General features: G+C 66.3%; 26 protein-coding genes and 2 tRNA genes. 10 read left to right on the top strand and 18 right to left on the bottom strand.

Annotated elements, in window-relative coordinates; translation table 11 throughout:
* Positions 1–91 precede the first annotated feature (91 nt).
* Positions 92–994 carry a LysR family transcriptional regulator gene (locus HNS34_RS07410; RefSeq protein ID WP_172319404.1) on the bottom strand — a complete coding sequence of 301 codons (903 nt, stop codon included), beginning with the start codon at positions 992–994 and terminating at the stop codon, positions 92–94.
* Between the two features lie 173 nt (positions 995–1,167).
* On the opposite strand from HNS34_RS07410, the gene HNS34_RS07405 reads away from it, so the two are divergent.
* Positions 1,168–4,572 carry an indolepyruvate ferredoxin oxidoreductase family protein gene (locus tag HNS34_RS07405; protein WP_172319403.1) on the top strand — a complete coding sequence of 1,135 codons (3,405 nt, stop codon included), beginning with the start codon at positions 1,168–1,170 and terminating at the stop codon, positions 4,570–4,572.
* 122 nt (positions 4,573–4,694) lie between these two features.
* Here HNS34_RS07405 and HNS34_RS07400 read toward each other — a convergent pair.
* Both HNS34_RS07400 and HNS34_RS07395 read right to left on the bottom strand, forming a co-directional pair.
* A tRNA-Asn gene (locus HNS34_RS07400) sits at positions 4,695–4,769 on the bottom strand.
* Positions 4,770–4,839: 70 nt separating this feature from the next.
* Positions 4,840–5,718, bottom strand: a complete 879-nt coding sequence (locus tag HNS34_RS07395; RefSeq protein ID WP_172319402.1) for an MBL fold metallo-hydrolase — start codon at positions 5,716–5,718, stop codon at positions 4,840–4,842.
* Between the two features lie 41 nt (positions 5,719–5,759).
* On the opposite strand from HNS34_RS07395, the gene HNS34_RS07390 reads away from it, so the two are divergent.
* Positions 5,760–7,079 (top strand): ATP-binding protein, encoded by a 1,320-nt coding sequence (locus HNS34_RS07390; protein WP_172319401.1) that lies wholly within the window; start codon positions 5,760–5,762, stop codon positions 7,077–7,079.
* Here HNS34_RS07390 and HNS34_RS07385 read toward each other — a convergent pair.
* Together HNS34_RS07385 and HNS34_RS07380 are read right to left on the bottom strand one after the other, a co-directional pair.
* On the bottom strand, positions 7,076–7,240 hold the full coding sequence (locus tag HNS34_RS07385) for a hypothetical protein (protein ID WP_172319400.1): 165 nt from the start codon (positions 7,238–7,240) through the stop codon (positions 7,076–7,078). The genes HNS34_RS07390 and HNS34_RS07385 overlap by 4 nt on opposite strands.
* A 103-nt stretch (positions 7,241–7,343) precedes the next feature.
* Positions 7,344–7,420, bottom strand: a tRNA-Ile gene (locus HNS34_RS07380).
* 110 nt (positions 7,421–7,530) lie between these two features.
* On the opposite strand from HNS34_RS07380, the gene kynA reads away from it, so the two are divergent.
* From kynA to rnd, 4 genes are all read left to right on the top strand, one after another.
* On the top strand, positions 7,531–8,370 hold the full coding sequence (gene kynA / locus HNS34_RS07375; RefSeq protein WP_172319399.1) for a tryptophan 2,3-dioxygenase: 840 nt from the start codon (positions 7,531–7,533) through the stop codon (positions 8,368–8,370).
* Positions 8,371–8,446: 76 nt separating this feature from the next.
* A complete protein-coding gene (purM, locus tag HNS34_RS07370) occupies positions 8,447–9,496 on the top strand; it encodes a phosphoribosylformylglycinamidine cyclo-ligase (protein ID WP_172319398.1) in 1,050 nt (349 codons plus the stop codon).
* Between the two features lie 8 nt (positions 9,497–9,504).
* Complete coding sequence (purN, locus tag HNS34_RS07365; protein WP_328700490.1) at positions 9,505–10,086, top strand: phosphoribosylglycinamide formyltransferase; 582 nt, start codon at positions 9,505–9,507, stop codon at positions 10,084–10,086.
* A 271-nt stretch (positions 10,087–10,357) separates the two neighbouring features.
* The gene (gene rnd, locus HNS34_RS07360; protein WP_328700492.1) at positions 10,358–11,518 is read left to right on the top strand and encodes a ribonuclease D; all 1,161 of its coding nucleotides are present in this window, start codon (positions 10,358–10,360) and stop codon (positions 11,516–11,518) included.
* Between the two features lie 7 nt (positions 11,519–11,525).
* On the opposite strand, the gene HNS34_RS07355 is transcribed toward rnd, so the two are convergent.
* Positions 11,526–11,975, bottom strand: a complete 450-nt coding sequence (locus HNS34_RS07355) for a hypothetical protein (RefSeq protein ID WP_172319395.1) — start codon at positions 11,973–11,975, stop codon at positions 11,526–11,528.
* 117 nt (positions 11,976–12,092) lie between these two features.
* Between HNS34_RS07355 and HNS34_RS07350 the strand changes: the two genes are divergently transcribed.
* Positions 12,093–12,521, top strand: coding sequence for a SufE family protein (locus HNS34_RS07350; protein WP_172319394.1), 429 nt, complete (start codon positions 12,093–12,095; stop codon positions 12,519–12,521).
* Between the two features lie 20 nt (positions 12,522–12,541).
* Here the strand turns inward: HNS34_RS07350 and HNS34_RS07345 are convergent, their stop codons facing one another.
* Positions 12,542–13,192: a DUF1638 domain-containing protein gene (locus HNS34_RS07345; RefSeq protein ID WP_172319393.1), complete on the bottom strand. Its 651-nt coding sequence runs from the start codon at positions 13,190–13,192 to the stop codon at positions 12,542–12,544.
* The gene (locus tag HNS34_RS07340; protein ID WP_172319392.1) at positions 13,189–13,344 is read right to left on the bottom strand and encodes a hypothetical protein; all 156 of its coding nucleotides are present in this window, start codon (positions 13,342–13,344) and stop codon (positions 13,189–13,191) included. The genes HNS34_RS07345 and HNS34_RS07340 overlap by 4 nt, the downstream gene beginning before the upstream one ends.
* A 158-nt stretch (positions 13,345–13,502) precedes the next feature.
* Between HNS34_RS07340 and HNS34_RS07335 the strand changes: the two genes are divergently transcribed.
* Complete coding sequence (locus HNS34_RS07335; RefSeq protein ID WP_172319391.1) at positions 13,503–13,958, top strand: DUF805 domain-containing protein; 456 nt, start codon at positions 13,503–13,505, stop codon at positions 13,956–13,958.
* A 3-nt stretch (positions 13,959–13,961) separates the two neighbouring features.
* Here the strand turns inward: HNS34_RS07335 and HNS34_RS07330 are convergent, their stop codons facing one another.
* The 9 genes from HNS34_RS07330 to pyrC form a co-directional block, all read right to left on the bottom strand.
* Positions 13,962–14,819 carry an EamA family transporter gene (locus tag HNS34_RS07330; protein WP_172319390.1) on the bottom strand — a complete coding sequence of 286 codons (858 nt, stop codon included), beginning with the start codon at positions 14,817–14,819 and terminating at the stop codon, positions 13,962–13,964.
* Positions 14,806–15,546 (bottom strand): metallophosphoesterase family protein, encoded by a 741-nt coding sequence (locus tag HNS34_RS07325; RefSeq protein ID WP_172319389.1) that lies wholly within the window; start codon positions 15,544–15,546, stop codon positions 14,806–14,808. Before HNS34_RS07325 ends, HNS34_RS07330 begins: the two co-directional genes overlap by 14 nt.
* A 53-nt stretch (positions 15,547–15,599) precedes the next feature.
* Complete coding sequence (locus HNS34_RS07320) at positions 15,600–15,971, bottom strand: hypothetical protein (protein WP_172319388.1); 372 nt, start codon at positions 15,969–15,971, stop codon at positions 15,600–15,602.
* Positions 15,972–16,031: 60 nt separating this feature from the next.
* On the bottom strand, positions 16,032–16,778 hold the full coding sequence (locus tag HNS34_RS07315; protein WP_172319387.1) for an ABC transporter ATP-binding protein: 747 nt from the start codon (positions 16,776–16,778) through the stop codon (positions 16,032–16,034).
* Complete coding sequence (locus HNS34_RS07310) at positions 16,775–17,557, bottom strand: MlaE family ABC transporter permease (protein ID WP_172319386.1); 783 nt, start codon at positions 17,555–17,557, stop codon at positions 16,775–16,777. The genes HNS34_RS07315 and HNS34_RS07310 overlap by 4 nt, the downstream gene beginning before the upstream one ends.
* Complete coding sequence (alr, locus tag HNS34_RS07305) at positions 17,554–18,597, bottom strand: alanine racemase (RefSeq protein ID WP_172319385.1); 1,044 nt, start codon at positions 18,595–18,597, stop codon at positions 17,554–17,556. Before alr ends, HNS34_RS07310 begins: the two co-directional genes overlap by 4 nt.
* A 162-nt stretch (positions 18,598–18,759) precedes the next feature.
* The gene (locus tag HNS34_RS07300; RefSeq protein ID WP_172319384.1) at positions 18,760–20,256 is read right to left on the bottom strand and encodes a replicative DNA helicase; all 1,497 of its coding nucleotides are present in this window, start codon (positions 20,254–20,256) and stop codon (positions 18,760–18,762) included.
* Positions 20,257–20,473: 217 nt separating this feature from the next.
* Positions 20,474–21,154 carry an orotate phosphoribosyltransferase gene (locus HNS34_RS07295; RefSeq protein ID WP_172319383.1) on the bottom strand — a complete coding sequence of 227 codons (681 nt, stop codon included), beginning with the start codon at positions 21,152–21,154 and terminating at the stop codon, positions 20,474–20,476.
* Positions 21,155–21,218: 64 nt separating this feature from the next.
* The gene (gene pyrC / locus HNS34_RS07290; RefSeq protein ID WP_172319382.1) at positions 21,219–22,259 is read right to left on the bottom strand and encodes a dihydroorotase; all 1,041 of its coding nucleotides are present in this window, start codon (positions 22,257–22,259) and stop codon (positions 21,219–21,221) included.
* A 132-nt stretch (positions 22,260–22,391) separates the two neighbouring features.
* Between pyrC and HNS34_RS07285 the strand changes: the two genes are divergently transcribed.
* Both HNS34_RS07285 and HNS34_RS07280 read left to right on the top strand, forming a co-directional pair.
* Complete coding sequence (locus tag HNS34_RS07285; protein WP_172319381.1) at positions 22,392–22,685, top strand: hypothetical protein; 294 nt, start codon at positions 22,392–22,394, stop codon at positions 22,683–22,685.
* 234 nt (positions 22,686–22,919) lie between these two features.
* The gene (locus HNS34_RS07280; RefSeq protein WP_172319380.1) at positions 22,920–23,639 is read left to right on the top strand and encodes a hypothetical protein; all 720 of its coding nucleotides are present in this window, start codon (positions 22,920–22,922) and stop codon (positions 23,637–23,639) included.
* Positions 23,640–23,654: 15 nt separating this feature from the next.
* On the opposite strand, the gene HNS34_RS07275 is transcribed toward HNS34_RS07280, so the two are convergent.
* On the bottom strand, positions 23,655–24,614 hold the full coding sequence (locus HNS34_RS07275) for a phosphoadenosine phosphosulfate reductase (RefSeq protein ID WP_172319379.1): 960 nt from the start codon (positions 24,612–24,614) through the stop codon (positions 23,655–23,657).
* Positions 24,615–24,690 lie beyond the last annotated feature (76 nt).

Here is a 24,690-nt window from a genome sequence, read left to right as displayed (position 1 = left end):
CTATCCGTGTCTGGCCGATCAAGAAAAAACACTGCCCCCCTGTCGCAATGCTGCTATGCGCGTTGCACATGGCTCACAGTTGTTGCGGGGGCTAGTTCTGCGCATCCCGGCGGCGGCGGCGATGGGCGATGATTTCCTCGGTGACGAAATCGCGGAAATTCTCGATCCGTTTCGAATGGCGCAATTCCTCGGGATAGGCCAGGAAAACAGGGATTTCATTGCTTTCCACATCGGGCAGCACGCGCACGAGGTCGGGGAAGTCATCGGTCAGGTAATCGGGCAGCAGGCCGATGCCGAGATCATGCAGCACGCCCTGGAGAACGCCGAAATAGTTGTTGATGGTCAGGGAACTGCCCACGTTATGCGTCATGATCTCCTTGATCATGAGGGCGCCCGCGCTGACCTGGGCGGCGGTGACGTTCTGGCTGATCAGGCGGTGGTTTTCCATGTCGTCCAGCGAGACCGGTGCGCCATGGGTCGCGATATAGGTCGGGCTGGCATAGAGGCACATGCGCACCGACATCAGTTTCTTGCGGATGAGGTCGGCCTGGGAGGGCTCCTTCATGCGGATCGCGACATCGGCCTCGCGCATCGGCAGGTCCAGCACCGCCTCCTCCAGGATTAGGTCGATCTTGAGGTTGGGCGAGGTCTTGTAGAGCTGCGGCAGGCGCGGGGCGAGCCACAGCAGACCAAAACCCACGGTGGTGGTGACGCGCAATTCGCCGACCACCTCCTCCTCGCTGTCGCGGATGCGGGCGGTGGCGGTATCCAGCCGCTTGGCCATGGCGCGGGTGGCGTCGAACAGAAGCTCGCCCTGTTCGGTCAGGATCAGCCCGCGCGCGTGGCGGTGGAAAAGCGTGGCGTTGAGGCTTTCCTCCAGCGCGCGGACCTGGCGGCTGACGGCGGATTGGCTCAGATGCAGCGTGTCGCCGGCATGGGTCAGGCTGCCCGCATCGGCAACCGCATGAAATATTCGCAGCTTGTCCCAATCCATTGGGGCACCCGTTCGTTGCAAGTTTCTGGGATCACCTGAATTCGAGGTGCAACCTAGCCATGTCGGGCTATAATTCAACGTGCAATCGGGGAATGGCGGGACATTCTCCTTGAAAGGTCAAAAAAGCTGACCTATAATCGGGGCAATTACCGCACATTCGGGGGGAGGACGCCATGGGTATCGCCCAAATCTCACTGCAAGACCGTTTCGATCTGGAAAAGTCGCCTGTTCTGCTGAACGGGACGCAGGCGCTGGTGCGCCTGATGCTGGCGCAGAAATGGCGCGACCGGCAGGCCGGGCTGAACACGGCCGGTCTGGTCACGGGCTATCGCGGCTCGCCTCTGGGCGGGGTCGATTTGCAGATGATGAAGGCGAAAAAGCTGCTCAGCGCCTCGGATGTGGTGTTCCAGCCGGGTCAGAACGAGGATCTGGCGGCCACGGCACTTTGGGGCAGTCAGCAGGCGGAACTGCGCGGCGAGGGCAGGTATGACGGTGTCTTCGGCCTCTGGTACGGCAAGGGGCCGGGGGTGGACCGCACCGGCGACGTGATGCGCCATGTCAACATGGCGGGCACTTCGCGCCATGGCGGTGTCATCATGGCGATGGGCGACGACCATACCGGCGAAAGCTCGACCGTTTGCCACCAGTCCGATTGGGCGCTGGTGGATGTGCATATGCCGGTGCTCAGCCCCGCGGGCGTGCAGGAGATCCTGGATTACGGCCATTACGCCATCGAGATGAGCCGCTTTGCCGGTGTCTGGGTCGGCCTCAAGACGATGAAGGACACGGTCGAGGCCACATCCGTGGTCGATGGCCGCCCGGACCGGATGAAATTCGTCCTGCCGGAAGATTTCGACATGCCCGCCGACGGGCTGAACATCCGCCTGGGCGACCACTGGATCGCGCAGGAGGAGCGGCTGCTCGGCCACAAGCGCTTTGCCGCCGAGGCGTTCAGCCATGCCAACAAGATGGACAAGCGCGTGCTGGGCAAGCCCGGTGCCAAGATCGGTTTTGTCGCGGCGGGCAAGAACTGGCTCGACCTCGTGCATGCCATGTCGCTTCTGGGCATCGGCGAGGAGGAGGCCGCGCGCCTGGGCGTCACCACCTACAAGGTCGGCCAGACCTGGCCGCTGGATATGGAGGGCTTCCACGACTGGGCCGAGGGGCTGGAACTGATCGTCGTGGTCGAGGAAAAGCGCAAGCTGATCGAGGTGCAGGTCAAGGAGGCGATCTTCGACGACCGCCGGGGCCGCCGCGTCTATGGCTTCAAGAAGAACGGCAAGGTGCTGTTCCCGACGCATTACGCGCTGGACCCCAACGATATTGCCGTGAAACTGGGCGAGATCCTCGTCGAGGAAGGGCGCGGCACCGACCGCATCACCGCCGGTATCGCGCAGGTGCGCGACGCGATGCGCGCCAACAACGCGCAGGAACTGGCCACCCGCCTGCCATGGTTCTGCGCCGGTTGTCCGCATAACACATCGACCAAGGTGCCCGATGGCGCGCGCGGCGGCGCGGGCATCGGCTGTCACTTCATGGCGAAATGGATGGACCGCAACACCGAAGCCTACACCCATATGGGCGGCGAGGGCGTGAACTGGGCGGGCGAGGCGCCGTTTTCGACCCGCAAGCACATGTTCCAGAACCTCGGCGAGGGCACCTATAACCACTCGGGCATCCTGGCCATTCGCGCGGCTTTGGCGCTGAACACCAACATCACCTACAAGATCCTCTTCAACGATGCCGTCGCGATGACGGGCGGTCAGCCCAATGAGGGCGACCTCCAGCCCGAACAGATCGCGCATGAGCTCAAGGCGATGGGCGTTCGCCACATCGCGCTGGTCTATGACGAGAAAGAAGAGATTGATTTCTCGGCCTTTCCGGCGGGGCTGGAGCGTCACACGCGCGACGACCTGATGCAGTTGCAGAAGAAATATCAGGAGATCGAGGGCGTCTCGGCCATCATCTATGTGCAGACCTGCGCCGCCGAAAAACGCCGCCGGAGAAAGCGCGGCACCTTCCCCGATCCCGACAAGCGCGTTTTCATCAACCCCGATGTCTGCGAAGGCTGCGGCGACTGCGGGGTGCAGTCGAACTGCGTATCCATCGTGCCGAAGGAGACCGAACTGGGCCGCAAGCGGGCGATCGACCAGTCAAGCTGCAACAAGGATTATTCCTGCGTCAAGGGCTTCTGCCCGTCCTTCGTGACGGTCACGGGCGGCAAGATCAGGAAAGAGGCCTCGGCCGAGATCGACGTGGGCCATCTGCCCGCGCCGGATCTGCCCGCGATAAACGGCACCCATAACACCGTCATCACCGGGGTGGGCGGCACCGGCGTCGTCACCATCGGCGCGGTGCTGGCACAGGCCGCGCAACTCGATGGCAAGGGTGCCGGTATGATCGAAATGGCCGGCCTGGCGCAAAAGGGCGGTGCGGTCAGCATCCACCTGCGCATTGCCGAAAAGCCCTCCGACATCTCGGCCATCCGCGTCGCGGTGGGCGAGGCCGATGCCATCATCGGCGGCGATCTTGTGGTCTCGGCGGGCGCGAACACGCTGGGCCTGATGACGACGGGGCGCACGGGGGCCGTGGTCAACAGCCATGAGATCATCACCGGCGAGTTCACCGGCAACACGGAATTCCGTATCCCGGTCAATGACCTGCAGGTCGCGCTTCAAGCGCGCCTGGGCGACGATCTGGCGCTGTTCGATGCCTCCGACCTGGCCCGCGCACTGATGGGGGATTCGATCTTCTCCAACATGATGGTGCTTGGCGCGTCCTGGCAGCGCGGCCTCGTGCCGCTGAGTGAGGAGGCGATCCTGCACGCCATCGAGATGAACGGCGCGGCACCCGAGCGCAACAAGCAGGCCTTCGAGTTTGGCCGTTGGGCCGTACTGAACCCCGAGGAAGCGGCGCGCGTGAGCCAGCCCAATGTCACCCGCCTGCCCAGGACGCCGGAGGAGAAGATCGCCTATCGCGCCACCCACCTGACCGCCTATCAGGGCAAGCGTCTGGCGAAGAAATACCGTGCGCTGGTCGACGGGGTCGACGATCCGGCCCTGCGCGAGGCGGTGGCGTTGGGGTATCACAAGCTCCTGGCCTACAAGGACGAGTTCGAGGTCGCGCGGCTGCACCTGAGCACCGAGGCGAAGCTGCGCGAGGAGTTTGAGGGCGACCTGAAGCTGACCTATCACCTGGCCCCGCCGATGCTGCCGGGCACGGATGCAGAGGGCCGTCCGAAAAAGCGCGAGTTCGGCGCGTGGATCGGCGGGGCCTACAAGCTCTTGGCCAGGATGAAGGTGCTGCGCGGCACGCCGCTGAACCCGTTCGGCTATTCGGCGGATCGCAAGCTGGAGCGCGCGCTGATCAAGGAGTATGAGCGCGACATGGCCGAGGTGCTGCGCGACGTGACCCCCGAGACGCTGGAGATCGCCCGCGACCTGGCCGCCCTGCCGCTGACGATCCGTGGCTTCGGCCCGATCAAGGAGGCCAATGCCGAGGCCGCGAAGGCCCGCCGCGCCGAGCTCCTGACCGCGTTCCGCGCGGGCGGCGCGCCTGCCACGAGCGCGGCGGCGTAAGGCTGGTTCCCATCTTGAACCGCGCCGGGAAGAGACCCTGGCGCGGCCGATCGGACGGACGGGAAGAACTGTCAAGACATGAAAAAGGTCTTAGCGACAAGACGCTAAGCCCTTGAAATCTTTGGCTCCGGCGGTAGGGATCGAACCTACGACCAATTGATTAACAGTCAACTGCTCTACCGCTGAGCTACGCCGGAACACTCGGGCGATATAGCAAGGGGGATTCCTCGCGTCCAGTGGGTTTTGCGGAAAATTCCGGGGCAGGGGTCAATTCAGGTGAAAGCGGGCGCGGGCGGAGAGGCGGCCCTCGGGTGAGACCTTGTTTCGTTCAACCAGATCAATGAGATGGGCCAGGACGTTGCGTTCGGCCACCGGCAGAAGCGGGGCGGGTATGTCGGTGTAGATGCGCCCCGTCAGCGTGGCGGGCGTGGCGGGGCCCGGGGCGAGCGCGGCCAGAATCTGCGCCTCGCGTCCGGCGCGGTGGGCCAGCAGCTCGGCGCAGCGGGCCTGCGGGTCCGCGATGCTGTCGCCATGGGCGGGGTAATAGACGCTGTCGGCCCGCGTCATCAGCCGCCTCAGCGAGGCGCGGAAGGCGGTGAGGTCACCATCGGGGGGCGAGATGAGCGAGGTGGACCAGCCCATCACCAGGTCGCCGCAGAAAAGCGCATCCCCCCAGGCAAAGCTGAGGTGATTGGCCATGTGGCCGGGCGTGTGCAGCGCGGTGATGCGCCAGCCGTCGCCTTCGACCGCCGCGCCATCGGCAAGCTGCGCATCGGGCGCGAAGGCCGCGTCGACCCCTTCACCGCCGCCGATCAGGCCGTCATTGGCCAGCGCCTGCATCGCGGCCGAGCGGCCCCAGTCGCTGGGGCCTGCCGCCAGCACCAAGGCACCGGTTTCGTGGGCCAGCGGGCGCGCGAGGGGCGAGTGATCGAGATGCGAATGAGTCACCAGGATATGGCTGATGCGCTGGCCTTGGGTGAGCGCCTCCAGGATCGCCCGCAGATGCGGATCCGAGGCGGGGCCGGGGTCGATCACGGCGATGTCGGTGTCGCCGATGAGAAATGTGTTGGTCCCCTCCGCCGTCATCGGCGAGGGGTTGGGCGCGGTCAGGCGGCGCAGGCCGGGGGCAAGGGGCAGGGCGGTCATGGGCTCTTTCCTCTCGGTCTTGCGCGGGGTTAGATGGGGCCATGGGATGGGACTTGATCAAACAGGCGCTGCCGCGCGGGCTCTATGGGCGGGCCGCGCTGATCCTGATCGTGCCCATCGTCACCTTGCAACTTGTCGTGTCCGTCGGATTCCTGCAACGCCATTTCGAAGGTGTGACGGGTCAACTGACCTCGGCGCTCGGCCATGACCTGCGGCTGGTCGGCGATACGCTGAGCGAAGAGGGGCCGCAGGCCGCCGCCGACATTGCCGGACGGCTGGACATGGGCGTGATCGCGCGCGAGGCGCCGGACTGGGTCGGCGAGACGCAGGCGCGGCGGCGCTGGTACGACTATTCGGGCCGCGAGGTGATCGCGACCCTGAACGCAATGGAGCCCGATATCGGCTGGATCGACCTGGCCGCCAATGACCGGCGCGTGTTCCTGTCGCTGGAGGGGCCGGACGCGCCGCTGGTGCTGGAGATCGACCGGCGCAGGGTCTCGGCCTCGAACCCGCATCAGCTCTTTGTGCTGATGATCTTCACCGGCATCTTGATGACCGCCGTTGCCTACCTCTTCCTGCGCAACCAATTGCGCCCGATCCGGCGGCTGGCGCGTGCGGCGGAGGCGTTCGGCAAGGGCCGGATGGAGCCCTACAAGCCTGCCGGCGCGCTGGAGGTGCGGGCGGCGGGGCGGGCCTTCCTGGACATGCGCGCCCGGATCGAACGCGCCATCGAGCAGCGCACCATGATGCTGTCGGGCGTCAGCCATGACCTGCGCACCCCGCTGACCCGGATGAAGCTGGCGCTGAGCATGTTGGAGGATGCGCCCGAGGCCGCCGACCTGATGCGCGACGTGACCGAGATGGAGGCGCTTCTGACCACCTTCCTGGATTTCGCCCGATCGGATGCGCTGGACGATCCCGAACCCGTGGACCTGCTGGCGCTGGCGCGCGAGGCGGGCGGGGATGCGGCGCGGCTTGGCCGGGGCCAGGTGGCGCTGGTCCTGCCCGAGAAGGCGCCGGTTGTCGCGTTGCGCCCGCAGGCGGTGCGGCGGGCGCTTGGCAACCTTCTGTCCAACGCGCTGCGCTATGGCACCCAGGCAAGGCTGAGCCTGGCGATCATGGACCGGTCGGTGCGCTTCACCATCGAGGATGACGGGCCGGGCATCGCGCCCGAGGACCGCGCCGAGGCGGTGCGCCCCTTCGCCCGTCTGGACCAGGCCCGCAACCAGGATCGCGGCAGCGGTGTCGGCCTTGGCCTGGCCATCGCCAATGACATCGCGCGCGGCCATGGCGGCACCATGCGCCTGTCGGACAGCGAGGATCTGGGCGGTCTGCGCGTCGACCTGGTGCTGGCGCGCTAGCGGCGGATGAGCGAGGCCAGCAAGGCATCCATGGCCTCGAAGTAGAGCGCCTTATGCGCCATCGCGCGCTGCCGCTTCGCCTCATCGCCGGCATATTCGGCCGCGGCCATCCACTGCCCCATGGCAGAAAGCTGGCCGAGCGCGAACCAAAGGAGTTTCACTTGCAACATCGGACTTCTCCGGGTGTCGGATCGGAACGTCTGGATGTGAAAGTAACCGGCAAACGGGGGGAAAGTTCCGCGATATCCGGCAGGCGGGGAGGGGTGGTAGGCCCGGCAGGACTTGAACCCGCAACCAAAGCGTTATGAGCGCTCTGCTCTAACCAATTGAGCTACAGGCCCTCCCGGCTGGAATGGCTAACAGACGGGGCCTTCGCGTCAAGTCCCAACCCTCTTGCGCTGCGCAGATGCAGGCGCATAGTTGGCGCGCGAGATGCTGCCGGAGGCTGCCCATGACGAAACCGCCCTATGACCCGGCCCGCGAGGGGGCCGAGACCGATTTCTCTTCCCGCATGTCCTATGGCGACTACCTGCGCATCGACCAGATCCTGGGCGCGCAGCATCCGGTCTCGGACGCGCCGGACGAGATGCTGTTCATCATCCAGCACCAGACCTCGGAGCTGTGGATGAAGCTGATGCTGCATGAATTGGGCGCGGCGCGCGATGCCATCGGGGCCGATCACGTCGCCGAGGCGATGAAATGCCTGGCGCGGGTCAGCCGGATCATGGAGCAATTGAACAATGCCTGGGACGTGCTGCGCACGATGACGCCGTCCGACTACACCACGTTCCGCGAAAGCCTCGGACAAAGCTCGGGCTTCCAGTCGCTGCAATACCGGCTGATCGAGTTCGCGCTTGGCAATCGCAACCGGGCGATGATAAAGGCACATTCCCACGACGCGCAGGCGGTGGCGGCGCTGGAGGCGGAGCTTGCGAAACCGGACCTTTACCAGACGGTGCTGCGCTTCGCGGCGCGGGCCGGGCATGATTTGCCGCAGGAGGTGCTGGCCGCCCCGTCCGACAGCCCGCACGCGGCGCACGAGGTCGTCACGCAATTCTGGGCGCGGGTCTATCACGACACCACGGCGCATTGGACGCTTTACGAGTTGGGCGAGAAGCTGGTCGATCTGGAGGATTACTTCCGCCGCTGGCGCTTCAACCACGTCACCACGGTGGAGCGCGTGATCGGCTTCAAGCGCGGCACCGGCGGCACCGGCGGGGTCAGCTACCTCAGGAAGATGCTGGAGGTGGAGCTTTTCCCCGAGCTTTGGCACATGCGCACGGTTCTGTGACACCGGGCGGTTGTGCGGGCGCGGGGGCTGGTGTAACGGCTGGCGCAAAGGGCTGTCCGAGGGGGGTGAGTGGGCCATGAGCGATGCGAAACAGACCGGGCTGACCTATGCCCAGGCGGGCGTGGATATTGATGCCGGCAACACGCTGGTGGAGCGGATCAAGCCCGCCGCCAAATCCACCGCGCGGGCCGGTGTCATGGCGGGGCTTGGTGGTTTCGGGGCGCTGTTCGACCTGAAGGGGGCAGGCTTTACCGATCCGATCCTGGTGGCCGCGACCGATGGGGTCGGCACCAAGCTGCGCATCGCCATTGATACCGGGATTTGCGACACGATCGGCATCGACCTGGTGGCGATGTGCGTCAACGACCTGGTCTGCCAGGGGGCGGAGCCTCTGTTTTTCCTGGATTATTTCGCCACGGGCAAGCTGGATGTCGAGGCCGCGACGGTGATCATCGACGGGATTGCAGAGGGCTGCAAACGCTCCGGCACCGCGCTCATCGGTGGCGAGACGGCGGAAATGCCCGGCATGTATGCGGGCGGCGATTTCGACCTTGCGGGCTTTGCCGTCGGCGCGATGGAACGCGGCAGCGACCTGCCCAAGGGGATCGCGGCGGGTGATGTGCTGCTCGGGCTGGCCTCGGATGGGGTGCATTCGAACGGCTATTCGCTGGTGCGCCGGATCGTGGAGCGGTCCGGGCTGGACTGGCACGATGCCTCGCCCTTCTCGGAGGGCGCGCTTGGCGCGGGCCTGCTGGCGCCGACGCGGCTTTACGTGACCTCGGCCCTGGCGGGCGTGCGGGCCGGGGTCGTGAAGGGCCTCGCGCATATCACCGGCGGCGGGCTGACCGAGAACCTGCCGCGCGTGCTGCCCGAGGGGTGTGGGGCCGAGGTCGATCTGTCGGCCTGGCCGCTGCCGCCGGTCTTCCGCTGGCTGGCGGACACCGGCGGGATGGAAGAGGGCGAATTGCTCAAGACCTTCAACGCCGGGATCGGCATGGTTGCCGTGGTGCCCGCGGCGCGCGCGCAGGAGGCCGCACGGATTCTCACCGACGCGGGCGAGACCGTCACCCGGATCGGGCGCGTGAGCGAGGGCGCGGGCATCAGCTACGCGGGCGCGCTTCTGTGACCAGGCGGGTGGCCATCCTGATTTCGGGCAGCGGCTCGAACATGGTGGCCTTGGCCGACAGCATGACAGGCGATCACCCCGCGCGGCCCTGCCTGGTGCTGGCCAATTCGGCGGATGCGGGCGGGCTGGCGAAAGCGGCGGCGCGGGGCATCCCCACAGCCTTCGTCGATCACCGGCCTTACAAGGGCGACCGTGCGGCCTTCGAGGTGGATCTGGCGCGGGTGCTGGACGCGGCGCGACCGGATATTCTCTGCCTTGCCGGGTTCATGCGGGTGCTGACCGGGGGCTTCACCGCGCGCTACCAGGGCCGGATGCTGAATATCCACCCCTCTCTGCTGCCGAAATATCGCGGGCTCGACACCCATGCCCGCGCGCTGGCGGCAGGCGATGCCGAGCATGGCTGCACCGTGCACGAGGTGACGGCGGCGCTGGATGACGGGCCGATCCTGGGCCAGGCGCGGGTAAAGGTTCTGCCGGGGGATACCCCCGAAACACTGGCCGCGCGGGTGCTGGTGCAGGAGCACGCGCTTTATCCGGCGGTGCTGCGGCGGTTCGCGGCCGGGGACAGGCGGGTCGTGCGCCTGCCTTAGGCGGTTTCGACGCGCGGGCGCGCCGACCGGGGGGCGCCGCGGCTCGGGCCCCTTCGGGGCCGTCGCCACGGCGCATTGCCATGGATATATGCGAGGTTCGGAAAGAAGTGCGGGCGGCGCGCGACGGGCCGGGGCCGGATGCCTTCGGCGAGGATATTTGGAGAACAAAGAAGGGGACGGTGCGCCTCTTTTCATTCCGGCGGGGCTGGCCTATGAGGGGATATGGCCCGAGCGGCCCAAGAACACCAACACACACAGGTATGACACCCCCGTGCCCAAGACCCTGACCACAACCGACGCGCTGGCCGAGTTCTGCGCCCGCGCCGCGCGATGCCCTTATGTCACCGTCGATACCGAGTTCCTGCGTGAACGCACCTATTTCGCGCAGCTTTGCCTGGTGCAACTGGCCCTGCCCGGCACCGATGACAGTGATGCCGTGCTGGTCGATCCGCTGGCCGATGACATGTCGCTGGAGCCGCTTTTCGAACTCTTCCGCAACCGCGATGTGGTCAAGGTGTTCCACGCCGCGCGGCAGGATCTGGAGATCTTCCATGTCGATGGCGACGTGCTGCCGGAGCCGCTTTTCGACACCCAGGTCGCGGCGATGGTCTGCGGCTTTGGCGAACAGGTCGGATATGAGACGCTGGTGCGCAAGATCGCCAAGGCTTCGCTGGACAAATCCTCGCGCTTTACCGACTGGTCGCGCCGTCCGCTGACCGATGCGCAAAAGACCTATGCGCTGGCCGATGTGACGCATCTGCGCCAGATCTACGAATACCTCGCCGCCGAGCTGGAGCGCACCGGGCGCCGCGCCTGGGTCGAGGAGGAATTGCAGACGCTGACCAACCGCGAGGCTTACGTGGTCGAGCCGGACGAGGCCTGGAAGCGCCTCAAGACGCGGACCAATTCGGGCAAGTTCCTGGCCATCCTGCGCGAGCTTGCGAAATACCGCGAGGAGACGGCGCAGGCGCGCAACGTGCCGCGCAACCGGATCATGAAGGATGACGTGCTGATGGAGCTGGCCTCGACCAAGCCGAAATCGGTGCAGGATCTGAGCAAATCGCGCCTGCTGCAACGTGACGGACGCAAGGGCGATGCCGCCGAGGCGCTGCTGGCCGCCGTCAAGCGCGGGCTGGAGACCCGGCCCGAGGACATGCCGAAAGCGCCCGCGGGGCGCGACAAGTCGCAGATGAACCCGGCGCTGGCCGATCTTCTGCGCGTGCTCCTCAAGGCCAAGGCCGAGGAGGCGGGCGTGGCGCAGAAGCTCATTGCCTCCTCCGCCGATCTGGACGATATCGCCTGCGGCACGCGCGACGGGCTGTGGGCGCATGGCTGGCGTGGGCAGGTGTTCGGCGAGGACGCATTGCGGCTTTGCGAGGGCGAGATCGCGCTGTCGGCCAAGGGCCAACAGGTCAAGATCATCCCGGTCTGATCAGGGGTTACTGGCGGCTGACCGTGCGGCGGTTCTGCTGCCCGATCACGGTGATCGAGCGGATGCCCGCAAGATCGAAGCGATTGAGCGCGGTGCCCGCCAGCACCTCGCGCGAGCGTTGTGTGGAGACGCGGGTGTTGGGATCGAGCGGCTGAAAGACGCGGAATTCAAAGACCATCTCACCACCTTCGCGGGACACTTCCACAAGGTCGGCCTCCCAATAGCCTTGCCGGGGCGGCAGGCCCATGGCGCTGATCACCGCGCCGCCGGGGTTGGGCACGACGGACAGGCTGACGATCTCGGTCACCAGGCCGCGCGGATCGGTCTCGACCTCATCCGCCGTCACCTCGATGCGTTCCTCGCGGTCGCCGCCGAACCAGTTCATCGGGTTCCAGCGCGTGGCGCATCCCGTGAGGCCGAGCACAAGGACGAAGGTGATCAACAGGCGAAATGTCATGGCGGGGTCCCTCGCGTAAGCTGCTTCTGCCTAGCGCATCCTTTGCGTGTTGAAAAGCGCCTCTGGACCTTTGCCGGTTTGGCACATACCTAAATGCCGACCGACCAGGAGGGATGAATGGCAACCGACGCCTTTGAAGAGATCGCGGAGACGTTCGAGTTTCTCGACGACTGGGAAGACCGCTATCGCCATGTGATCGAGTTGGGCCGCGCGATGGAACCGCTGGACGAGGCGTTTCGCGTGCCCGCCACCAAGGTCGATGGCTGCGCCTCGCAGGTCTGGCTGTTGCCGCAGATCGAGGGCGCGGGGCGCGGGGCCGAGTTCCATTTCCGGGGCGAAAGCGATGCGATGATCGTGCGCGGGCTGATCGCGGTGCTGGCCGCACTCTATAACGGGCTGACGGTCGAGGAGGTGCTGCGCGTCGACGCGGGCGGTGAACTGGCGCGGCTCGGGCTCAACGATCACCTGTCGGCGCAACGCTCGAACGGGCTGCGCGCGATGGTGGAGCGGATCCGGTTCCTGGCGGGCGAAGCGGCGGCGGCGTGAGCGGTGCGTTGACGCGCACCCTACGGGTTGGCCACGGCGCCAAGCTCGGTTTCCAGATCGCCGTATCCGGTGCGGCGCAGCTCGAAATCGAGCTTTAAGAACGCCGCGCAAGCCTTTGCCTTTTCAATCAATTTCGGATCGTTTACCTGCGCCTGGTAGACCAGTTTCGTGTAATTGCCGAAATACATGTCGCGCAGCTCCGGGTGGCGGTCGAGGCCCAGGGGGCGGGTGACGAAGGCGTCGAACTGGCGGACAAGGAAATCGGTCAGGTAGAAGGCGGTGATCTCATCGTCATGCGCGGCGAAGGCGTCATTGCCCTCGAAGAAGGAATAGCAATGGGGCCCGCGCATCATCTGCACGCCGAGGTCTTCGCAGCGCGCCTGAAGCAACCCGCCAGTGCCGCAATCGGCGTAGACGACGAACACCTCGTCATAGCCGTCGCGATGCTTTTCGACCGCCGCCCCGACCGCGTCGGGGATTTTCTCGGGGCTGTTATGCAGGATCGCGGGCAGGCAGTGAAGGTCGATATGGTCCCATCCGTTCAACCGTTTCAGCGCCACGATTTCATGTGCCAGCGCGCCGCAGGCCAGGAGCAGCACCTTGCCCCGGCCCGCCGCCGCAAACCCCGATTGCGTCAGCGTGCCGTCGCCGGGAAGCGCCTCTTCCTTCATCGCCGCCGCCTTTGCACAAGGATCAGGGCCAGCGCGACGCCGCTCAGCAGTGGCGCGGCAAGGGGCAGGGCGGGCACCGTCCCGGCGGCCAGAAAGGCAACGCCGAGGGTCAGCGCGGCGGCCAGCACAATGGTGGCGATGAGGAGGGGCAATCGCGTATCCATGCCCGCAATATGGCCCCGGCGCGGGCGATTTCCTAGGGCAGGCGCGACAGGATCGGTCCCGCCGCCGACCAGGTGTTGAAATCGGCCCGCCCCGTGCTACGGTTCGACCACTTTCGCGAACCATTTACAGGAACAGAGGAATTCTCATGGAACGTTTTATGACATTCGAGGGGCGGATCGGCCGTCAGGAGTGGTGGATCGGCATCGGCATCCTGATTGCCATCGGGATCGTTGTCGGGCTTATCCTCGGCCTGATCTTCGGCGACGGATTTTTCGGCCGTCTCATCCAGCTGATCATCTCCGTCATCATGCTGGCGCTTTTCGCGGGCCTGTCGGTGCGGCGGCTGCATGACCGTGAGAAGGGGGCGAATCCGTGGCTCTGGATCTTCATCGCGCCTTCGCTGGTCTATAATGTGATGAACCTGCTCGGCATCGGCTTTTCGCGCATCGAATTCATGGGCGAGAGCATCTGGGTGCCGGGGCTTCTGGCCTCGCTTGTGCTGTGGATTTCCGCCATCGTCGGCATCTGGGCGATCATCGAGCTTGGCGTTCTGAAGGGCACCGATGGCCCCAATGAATACGGGGCCGATCCCGTCGCCTGACGCCTATCTGCTCCGCTTCGCGCCCATCTGGGTCAGCGCAAGACCCGCCAGAATGATGGCCCCGCCGATCGCATCGCGCGGGGTGAGGCTTTCGCCGAGGACCAGTGCCGCGATGCTGACACCCACAACAGGGATCAGCAGCGCGAAGGGCGTGACCAGCGCCGCCGGATGACGCGCGAGCAACGCCCCCCAGATCGAATAGCCAAGCACGGTCGAGGCCAGCGCGACATAGATCACGGCCAGCCAGCCCTGCGCCGACATCGCGGCGATGGTGGCGAAGGGGGCGGGGCCTTCGACGGCCACGGACAGCGCCAGCATCGGCAGCGGCGGCACCAGGCTGGCCCAGATGAACAGCGCCAGCGTGTCGACCCGGCCAACCCGTTTCAGCACCAGGTTGCCGCAGGCCCAGGACAGTGCCGCCATCAGCAAGAGCGCCAGCCCCAGGCCGGTGACATTGCCCCCCGAACTTGCCGCAAAAACGCCGAGCCCCGCCAGCGCCAGGGCAAGGCCCGCGATCTGCAGGGGCCGGATTCGCTCGCCGAAGACGAGGAAGGACAGCGCGATGGTCAGGGGCGCCTGCATCTGAATGAGGAGCGAGGCGAGACCGGCGCTGGCCTCCGCGTTGAGGGCCGCGAAGAGGAAGGCGAACTGTCCCATATTGATCAGCGCGCCGACGGCGAGGATCCGGGACCAGGGCAGGGCGGGGCGTTTCAGCACGGTGATCAGCGGCACCAGGATTGCAAAGCGCAGGCCGACCATCAGGAAGGGCGGCACCTCCTCCAGCGCCAGTTTCATCGCGGTGAAGTTGCTGCCCCAGGCCAGGATCACCAGCGCGATCAGGCCGATGTCACGCGGCGGCACGGGGGGTGACCTCCTGCCTGCCTTCCGGCGTCAGCAGCCAGGCGCGGCGGCCCTCGATCACCACGGGCGAAAGCGGCCCGCCATAGGCCGCGCCGGTGTCGATGGCCAGGCGGTTGCCGTGATGCTCGACGCGCTCCACCGGCGTATGGCCATGCACGATCAGGGGGCCATGATTGGCGCGGCTGTCCAGGAATTCGTGCCGGATCCAGTAGAGATCCTCGGGGTCCTGGTTGGCGATGGGGATGCCGGGGCGGATGCCCGCATGGACGAAAAGACAGCTTCCATGCGCGAAGGAGAGCGGCAGGGAGGCCAGGAACTCGACATGCGCGGCGGGCACGGCCTGGCGGGCCTGGGCATGTATCTCGGTCGGGCCTGCGTTGATATCGACACCGTAGGAGGCCAGCGTCTCCAGCCCGCCGAGGCGGGGGTTGAGCCAGGTGAGATCGGCGCGCAGGCGCGGGTCGGCGCGGGAGCTCTCGGCCATGAACTGCACGAACATGTTGTCGTGATTGCCAAGCAGCACGGTGACGCGGGCATCGGCGCGGGTGAGGTCGAGCAGGTAATCGACGGTGGCGGCACTGTCGGGGCCACGGTCGACAAGATCGCCCACCTGCACCAGCGGTGCTGCCCGGTCGCCGCATTCGGCCCGGTCCGCCTCGATCAGCGCCAGCGCGCCTTCCAGCTTGGCCAGGTGGCCGTGAACATCTCCGATCGCGTAAACCCTCATGGGCCAGAGATAGACCGGGGATGGCGGCGAAAGGCAAGGGGGCAGGCGCGGTTCTAGACGAAGTCGAACTGCCAGAGCACGAAGAGGGAGAGGGCGGTGGAGAGCAGGAGGCGCGTGATCAGACTGCGCCAGTCTTCCGGCCCCAGATCGCGCAGGCCCCGATGGGCGCCATAGGCCAGCGCGGCAGCGGCGATGAGGGCGGCCAGCGCGGGCGCGTCGGGCAGGAACAGGATGCGGTCGGCCAGCAGCAGCAGAAGGGCCGCGGCCAGCGGGGGCCCCGCGCGGCGGATCAGGTTGAGCGCCAGCCCCGCTTGCCGGGCGCGGCGCGGCTCGGCGATGACGCGCCGCGCCCAGGAGAGGCCGGTGATCGCGGCATAGGTGGCAAGGATGAGGGCAAGCGGCGCGGCGAGGCCGGTGAGGAGCATTGGCTTTTCCTGAATGGCTGCCAGTCTGATCTAGGGGCTGCCGGTGACGATTGCGAGATGTCAGCGCAAGGTCTCGATCGGCCCCTCGGCGGCCCCGGTGATGAACTGGCGCAGGTAGGGGTCGCTTGCCGCATCCATCTCGGCCACCGGGCCTTCCCATCGGATCTTGCCCCTGTGCAACATCGCCACCCGGTCGGCGATGGCGCGGACGCTCGACATGTCATGCGTGATGGTCATCGCGGTCGCGCCCATCTCGACCACGATCTCCCGGATCAGGTCGTTGATCACGCCCGCCATGATCGGGTCGAGCCCGGTGGTGGGTTCGTCGAAGAAGATCACCTGCGGATCGGCGGCGATGGCGCGCGCGAGGCTCACGCGTTTCTGCATGCCCCCCGAGAGCTCCGCCGGGAATTTCCCGGCCACCTCGGGACCGAGGCCCACACGGGCGAGCTTGGCGACCGCGATCTCGCGCGCCTCCTCGACCGGTTTCCTGAGCGAGCCGCGAAGCAGGCGAAACGCCACATTCTGCCAGACCGGCATGGAATCAAAGAGCGCGCCGCCCTGGAACAGCATCCCGAACTTGGCCAGGAACGGGTCGCGCTCGGCGCGGGTCACGTCCTCTGCGTCCAGCAGGATCTGGCCCTTGTCGGGGCTGACGAGGCCAAGGATACATTTCAGCAGCACCGACTTGCCGGTGCCCGAGCCGCCGATGATCACGGTCGAGGTTCCGGTTTCGACATTGAGGTCGACGCCGCGCAGGACCGCGTTTGACCCGAAGGATTTATGAAGCCCGGTGATGTCGATCATGCGGTGAAGAACAGTTCTGTCAGGAGGTAATTGGCCGCCAGGATCAGGATCGAGGCGGAGACGACGGCATTGGTGGTGGCCTTCCCCACGCCGCGCGCGCCGCGCCCCGAGGACATGCCGTGAAAGCAGCCCATCAGCGCCACGATGAAGCCGAAGACCGCACCCTTGACCAGGCCCGAGGCGACATCCCAGAACTCGAGGAAATCGACGGTGTTGGTGATGTAGCCGACCTCGTTGAAGCCAAGCCGCGTCGTGCCCACGAGGAAGCCGCCGAAAATGCCGATGCTGTCGCCCGCCGCCACCAGAACGGGCAGGGTCAGCGTCGCGGCCAGGAGGCGCGGCACGGTCAGGTATTTCATCGGGTTGGTGGAGAGCGTGACCAGCGCGTCGATCTGCTCGGTCACCTTCATCGTGGCGATCTCGGCGGCGATGGCCGAGGCGACGCGGCCCGCCACCATGAGGCCGCCCAGGACGGGGCCAAGCTCGCGCGCCATGCCGATGGCGACGATGGAGGGCACGACAGCCTCGGCATTGAAGCGCGAGCCGCCGGCATAGATCTGCAAGGCCAGCGCGCCGCCGGTGAAAAGCGCGGTGAGGCCCACGACCGGCAGCGACAGCCAGCCGATCTGGATCAGCTGCACGGCAAATTCACGCGGATACCAGGGCGGGCGCAGGATGTGGCTGACGGCCTGAAAGAAGAACAGCGCGACGCGCCCGATGGCGGCCAGAAGCCCCAGGGTCGAGCGGCCGATGGCGGCAAGCGGCGCGGTCAGGATCATGGTGCGGCTCCGGTATAGTGGCGGGTGTAGCGGGCGCCGAGCGCGGTGAGGATCTCGTAGCCGATGCTGCCCGCCGCGCGGGCCAGGTCATCGATGCCCTGTGCGGGGCAGATCAGGTCGAGGTGATCGGGGCAGATTGCCAGATGGGTGATGTCGGCCCCGATCAGGTCCATCGAGACGCGGCCCGCGAGGGGGCAGGCGATGTCGCCCGCGAAGACCTGCGCGCGGCCGCTGATCGCGCGCAGGATGCCGTCGGCGTATCCGGCGGCGAGTGTGGCGATTCTGGCGGCGGCATCGGCCCTCCAGGTGGCGGAATAGCCGACCGCTTCGCCGGGCCTGAGGTGCCGGGTCTGGATGACGGGCAGCGAGAGGCGGGTGACGGGGGTGGCGTCAGTGAAGGGCGCGCCGCCGTAAAGGCCGATGCCCGGACGGCAGAGGTCGAAATGGTAGTCCGGCCCAAGCAAGACACCTCCGGTGGCGGCCAGGCTGCGTAGCGCGGTGGTGCCACCCGTCATCTCGCGAAAGACGCGCAGCTGGTCGGCGTTTTGCGCACTGGAGGGATCGTCGGCGGAGGCCAGGTGGCTCATCACCAGCGTCAGGGGACCGGCCTCGAGCGTGCCGCGGGTCGCGGCCCAATCGGCGGGCTCCATCCCGAGCCGGTTCATGCCGCTATCGAGTTGCACGCCGTAAGGCGCATCCGGCAGCGCGGCGCGGTGGCGGGCGGCCTGTTCGGGGCTGTTCAGCATCGGGATCAGACCGGCCTCATGGATGAGCCCGGAATCGCCCTCCATATGACCCGAAAACACGTTGATCTCGGGCCCTGGCCCAAGCGCCTCGCGCAGTGCCACACCTTCCTCGGCAATGGCGACGAAGAACCGGCGCGCACCGGCTTGTGCCAGACGCCGCGCCACCGGGCCGACACCCAGGCCATAACCATCGGCCTTGACCACGGCCGCGGTCTCAACGGCCGTCATCGCATCGAGCGCGGCCCAATTGGCCGCGATTGCGTCAAGATCAATATGAAGCTGCCCGGTCGCCATGAGGGCCTTAGTCGGGCCTTGCCGCGCCGGGGTCAAGGCAGCACGAGGAGGCACCCGTCGCGCCGTGAGTATTTTTGCCAAGAAGATACGACAATTTGAATAAAATTTTCCATCTTCTTGGTCCAAATACTCAAGATCCGGACCGTGATACCGGGCGCGCGCTCAGAACCCCTGATCCGCACCTTGTTGCCAGGGCTTGACCAGGTTGCCGAACTTGGTGAAGCGGCCCTCGAAGCTGAGCTCCACTGCGCCGACCGGGCCGTGGCGCTGCTTGCCGATGATGACCTCGGCCTTGCCGTGCAACTGCTCCATGTCCTGCTGCCATTTCGCCATGGCCTCCAGGTTCTCCTCGCCCGGTTTCTCGCGTTCTTTGTAATACTCGCCGCGATAGACGAACATGACCACATCCGCGTCCTGCTCGATCGAGCCGGATTCGCGCAGGTCGGAGAGTTGCGGGCGCTTGTCCTCACGGGATTCGACCTGGCGGGAGAGCTGGCTGAGCGCGATGACGGGGATGTTCAACTCCTTGGCGATGGCCTTCAGACCTTGGGTGATCTCGGAGACCTCGTTGACGCGGTTGTCGGCCTTGCCGGTGCCGCGCAGAAGTTGCAGGTAGTCGACGATCAGAAGGTCCAGCCCCTGGCGCGAGCGTTTCAGACGCCGCGCGCGGGCCGCGACCTGGGAGATTGGCAGGGCGGGCGTGTCGTCGATATAGAGCGGGCAGGCCTCGAGGTCTTGCGCCGCGCGCAGGTAGCGCTGGAACTCTTCCTCGTTCAGGTCGCCCTTGCGGATCAGCTCGGAGGGCACCTCGGCGGCCTCCGAGAGGACACGTTGCGCCAGCTGTGCCGCCGACATTTCCAGGGAGAAGAAGCCGACCACGCCACCTTCGATCGTGCCTTCGCTGCCATCTTGTTTCTGGCCGCGTTTCCACGCCTTGGCGACGTTGAAGGCGATGTTGGTCGCCAGCGAGGTCTTGCCCATTGAGGGGCGGCCCGCAAGGATCAGCAGGTCGCTTTCATGCAGCCCCCCGAGCATCTTGTCCATATCGGCCAGCCCGGTGGAAATCCCCGCCAGCCCGCCGCCGCGATTATAGGCGGCGTTGGCGATATCGACCGCATCGGTCAGCGCGCGCAGGAAGCTCTGGAAGCCCTTCGAGGCGGTGCCGGTGGAGGCCAGCTGGAAGAGCTTGGCCTCGGCCTCGACGATCTGGTCGTCGGGCGTGCTGTCATCGCGCACGGCCTGCGCGGAATCGGCGATGTCCTTGCCGAGCGAAATGAGCGACCGGCGAAGGGCGAGGTCGTGGATCAGCTGCGCATAGTCGCGCGCCGCCGTGGTGGCGATGGCCGAAAGCTGCATCCGCAGCAGGTATTCCGCCCCGCCAAGCGCCTTCAGGCCGGGATGGTCGGCCATGAAGTTCTTCAGCGTGGTGGCGTCGGTCTGCATCCCCTTGGTGATCCGGCCCGAGGCCAGCGCGAAGATGTCGGCATGGACGGGGTCGTAGAAGTGATCGGGCTTCACCAGATCGTCGACCCGGTCCAGCACATCGTTGGAGGAGAGAATCGCACCCAGAAGCTGCTGTTCGGCCTCGACGTTATGGGGAAGTTCCGCCGTATCAGCGGCTTGGCTGGTCTCGCCCGGTATCGTGCTGATCTGGTTCATGCCCTCTGCCCCCTGTTTTTTTTGCCCCGTCGGCCCGGTCATAGCCCGAACGGGGGTTGCATCTCAAACCCTAAGACAGGGTTGAAGCGGCATTTCCTGTGGAGAATCTGGGGACAAGTCCCGGCTCCCGCCTTGCCGTTTACGTCACGGCGCAGCGTAGCACATCAAGCCCTGCATTGTCTGCCGCAGGCCACATCTTGTGGTAATAATCGTTAACTCAGGCCGGGTTACGCGCCGCGCGCCAGGCGTCCGGGTCGCCCAGGAAGGCCTCGACCGAGGCCAGCGTCGCATCGTCGAAATCGCCCGCGCGGCGGGCCTCGGCCAGCACGTCCCACCAGGTACAGAGGTAGTGCAGTTCGACGCCATGATCCGCCAGGCGCGGGATGGTCTCGTCGAAAATGCCGTAATAAAAGATCACCGCCGTATGCCCGCAGGTCGCCCCGGTCTTGCGGATCGCATCGACGAAAGCCAGCTTCGATCCGCCATCGGTGGTCAGGTCCTCGATGAGAACCACCCGGTCGCCTTCGCCCATCTGCCCTTCGATCTGTGCGTTTCGTCCGTGGCCCTTGGGCTTCTTGCGCACATAGGTCATCGGCAGGGCCATGCGTTCGGCCACCAGGGCGGCGAAGGGAATGCCCGCCGTCTCGCCGCCCGCGACGTTATCGAAGGCCTCCAGCCCCGCCTTGCGCATCAAGGTGCAGGTGAGGAAATCCATCAGCGTGGAGCGGATGCGCGGGAAGGAAATCAGCTTGCGGCAATCGACATAGGTGGGCGCCTCCTTGCCATTGGAATGCACGTAAGGCGTGTCGGCGTTGAAATGCACGGCCTTGATGTCCAAGAGCATCCGCGCGGTCATCCGGGCCATCTCGAAATCGGTGGGGTAGCTGCTTGGGATCATGCGGAGCCTCATGTGGCAAGCCGGGGGAGCCTCCGGCGGGGATATTTGAGGAACAAAGAAGCGGTCAGGTTACGCGCCAGAACAGCGGATGGCCGGGATCGAACAAGGTGACGGGGCCGTTGGGCGTGGCGATCTGCGCCGGGTAGTCGACGGGCGTGGCGGATTTGACCAGGGTGATGGTATCCTCATTGGCCGGCAGCCCGTAATGGGCGGGACCGTTGAGCGAGGTGAAGCCCTCCAGCCTGTCCAGCGCGCCTTCCTCCTCGAACACATGGGCGAGACAGGAGAGCGTGTTGGTCGCGGTGAAGCAACCGGCGCAGCCGCAGGCGGTTTCCTTGGCGGCGTCGAGATGCGGGGCAGAATCGGTGCCGAGGAAGAAGCGCGGATTGCCCGAGGTGGCGGCGCGGCGCAGTGCCTCTTGATGGGTGGCGCGTTTGGCAACCGGCAGGCAGTAGTAATGCGGGCGGATGCCGCCGGCCAGGATATGATTGCGGTTGATCATCAGGTGATGCGTGGTGATCGTGCCCGCGATCTCTCCGTCGGCCTGGGTGATGTAATCGACGCCCTGGCTGGTGGTGACATGTTCCAGCGTCACCTTCAGCCCCGGCGTGGCGCGGCGCAGCGGGTCGAGGACGGTGTCGAGGAATACGTCCTCGCGGTCGAAGATATCGACACTGGGGTCGGTGACCTCGCCGTGGAAACACAGCGGCAGGCCGATCTCGGCCATCGTCTCCAGCACACCCCGCACATTGTCGAAATTGGATACGCCCGAGGCGGAGTTCGTGGTGGCCCCCGCCGGGTAGAGTTTCACCGCCGTGATCAGGCCGTTCGCATGGGCGGCGGCGACATCCGCCGGGTCGGTCTCCTCGGTCAGGTAGAGCGTCATCAGCGGCGTGAAACCGCTGCCCTCGGGCAGGGCGGCGAGGATCCGGTCGCGGTAGCGGGCCGCATCCGCCCCCGTCACCACCGGCGGCACCAGGTTCGGCATGATGATGGCGCGGGCGAAATCGCGGGCGCTTTCGGGCAGGACGGCCCGCAACATCGCGCCATCGCGCAGATGCAGGTGCCAGTCATCGGGGCGGCGGAGCGTCAGGGTGTCGGTCATGGCCTGCCGGTTACACGAGGCAAGCCCCCCTGCAAAGCGCAAAATCGCGCGGGCGCGGCGATTCCCGTGCTTTCGCCGCCGTTTCGGGCGCGCTATACCCCCTGCGCGACTGCAAGGATGAGGACGACCGCCATGATCATGAGCTTTCTTCTGGGCCTGTTGGCCGGGTATCTGACGCCGATCGCTGACCCTCATGTCAAACGCTCGGTCGAGGATGTGTTCGACATCGCGATCCCGGTGGAGCGGAGCGAGTATGACATGCTGACCCTGCTGATCGCGCTGGCGCTGGCGGCACTTCTGCAGGCGCTCTGGGGGCAGGTCTGGGCGCTGCCCCTGATTGCGGGGGCGTTCCTGGGTCTTTTCGGCAAGCGGTTCTACGAAGCGCTGACCACCAAGACGATCCGCACCGGTGGCGGGCGGGACTGACCCGCGCAAACGCCTGCCCCGGCGGCGTTTCTTGAACGCTCCGTCCCGGTCGCGCGACCCATGGGGGCGCCGTGATGTGCTGCAGGACCGATACGTCATGCCCCCGCGATAGGGGCTGGTCAGATGGCCGATTGCGCGCGACACTGATGCAAGCGGGTCCGCCCCTGCGCCGTATTCCCGGCGCCGGGGATATTGAACGGTCCCCCGAAACCGGATTTTGCAAGGAGACCCCCGATGTTTCACTCAAAGCGTATTGCCGCCGCGGTCCTGCCGGCCCTGGCCCTCACCACTGGCGCGGCCCTGGCCGAGTGTCCGACCTCGATCGCCGACACCACCGACAGTATCTATGTCACCTTCAACGATTTCCACATCCGTTACGAATTGCTGTCCGACGGCACGGTGATGGAGGAGGAGACCAATTTCGACGACGGCTCGGGCTTTCGCGTCAACAGCCTGCGCGGGGCCTATGTGCTGCAATCCTGGTCGACCCAGAACGGCATGATCGTGCCGCAGACCGGTGAGGCCACGACCTGGGCCGTGGGCCCGGTGAACCTGCCGGTCCTGAGCGCGGGGCAGAGCTGGTCGGGCTCGACCGTGCGGCTGCATGACGATGGCGCGCGCGCCGTGGAAACGGTGACGGTGGCGACGCAGGCCGCGCGCCAGACCATGATCGGCACTTGCGCCTATGAAAGCTGGCCGATGGTGGTGACGACCTCGCCCGATGACGGCACCGCCGATTACATCGACTACCTGACCTATCTGCCCTCGCTCGGGATCGCGATCTATCATGGCGGCATCCAGGAGGGTGAACAGTTCACCCGCGATGAGCCGACCTCGATCTCGACCGAGCCGCCGCTGCAGGGCGAAACCGGGTATCTTCTGGACGGCGCGGCCCCGATGCCGGGCAACCCGACGCCCGCGGCACCGCCGGGCCAGCCGGACCCGAACAAGTAGGGCGAGGGCGGGGGGCTATTCCCCCGCTACGGCCACCTGGTCCCGCGCGCCGGTCATCTTGGCCTCGATCGCGGACAGGCGGCGCGCGAAATGCGGCGCGCCGGTCGCGTCCAGCCCGCGCCGCGCGACAATGGCGGCCAGTTTCAGCCCGCCGCGTTCCTCGGCCCGCGCCAGCAGCGACAGCAGGTAGCGCCGGTTGCTCTGGCGCAGCCGCCGGGTGATCTGGGCAAAGCGCAGCGGGGTCATGCGGTTGTTGGCGGTGGCTTTCAGCATCCGGTCGAGATTGCGGTGCGGCTCCAGCAGCGACAGGATATCGGCGCCGCCGCCGCGAAAGCGCAGCCGTTGCGTTGTTTTTGCACGAAAAAGCGCGGCATGGGCGGCGTCCAGCACCTCCAGCGGATCGTAGACGATGAAGGCCTGCGACGCGCCTTCGACCATGTCGGGGGCATAACCGTAGCGGTCGGTGAAAGTCTTGCGCCAGGCGGCGCGAAAGCGCAGCTCGAACGGGGCGGCCGCGCGGTCCAGCGTGGCGGCAGGCGACAGTGCCAGCACCTTGGCCCCTGGCGCGGTAACGGAAAACGCCGCCGCCGCATGGCCGCACATCGGGCCTGCGCCCAGGAAGATGACCTTGTCGAAACTGTCGAAAAACCCTTCATCGACCAGCTTGTCGAAAAAGCGGTAGAGGCCAGGGTCGCGGAACCAGCTGCGCCCCTCGGCCAGGATGCTGAGCATCGACCATTCGCGTTTCTTGACCGCCTCGAATCCCACCGGCAGCGCATCCTCGCCCTTGTCGATGACGCGCGCGACCTCGTCGAACGTGACCAGCAGCGTGTTGCCTTCCTGCACGTAGAGCGCATGGTGATCGGCCCCCAGACGCTCAAAAAACCCGTGCATCTTGCCGATCTCCACCATGCGCGCCTGCCAGTCGGCGCGGGTCGGACGGGTGGGGGCGTTGGCGGGGGTCGGATCGGGCATGATGGGACACTCGTATCAGGGGCGGTTTTTCGGGTCTTTGTGGCCCGCGACTATGGCACAGAAACGGGGAGAATGC

This window comes from Alterinioella nitratireducens (genome assembly GCF_013155465.1).
In the GTDB taxonomy this organism is placed as follows: Bacteria; Pseudomonadota; Alphaproteobacteria; order Rhodobacterales; family Rhodobacteraceae; genus Alterinioella; species Alterinioella nitratireducens.
This window is presented reverse-complemented; position numbering and strand designations above follow the sequence as displayed.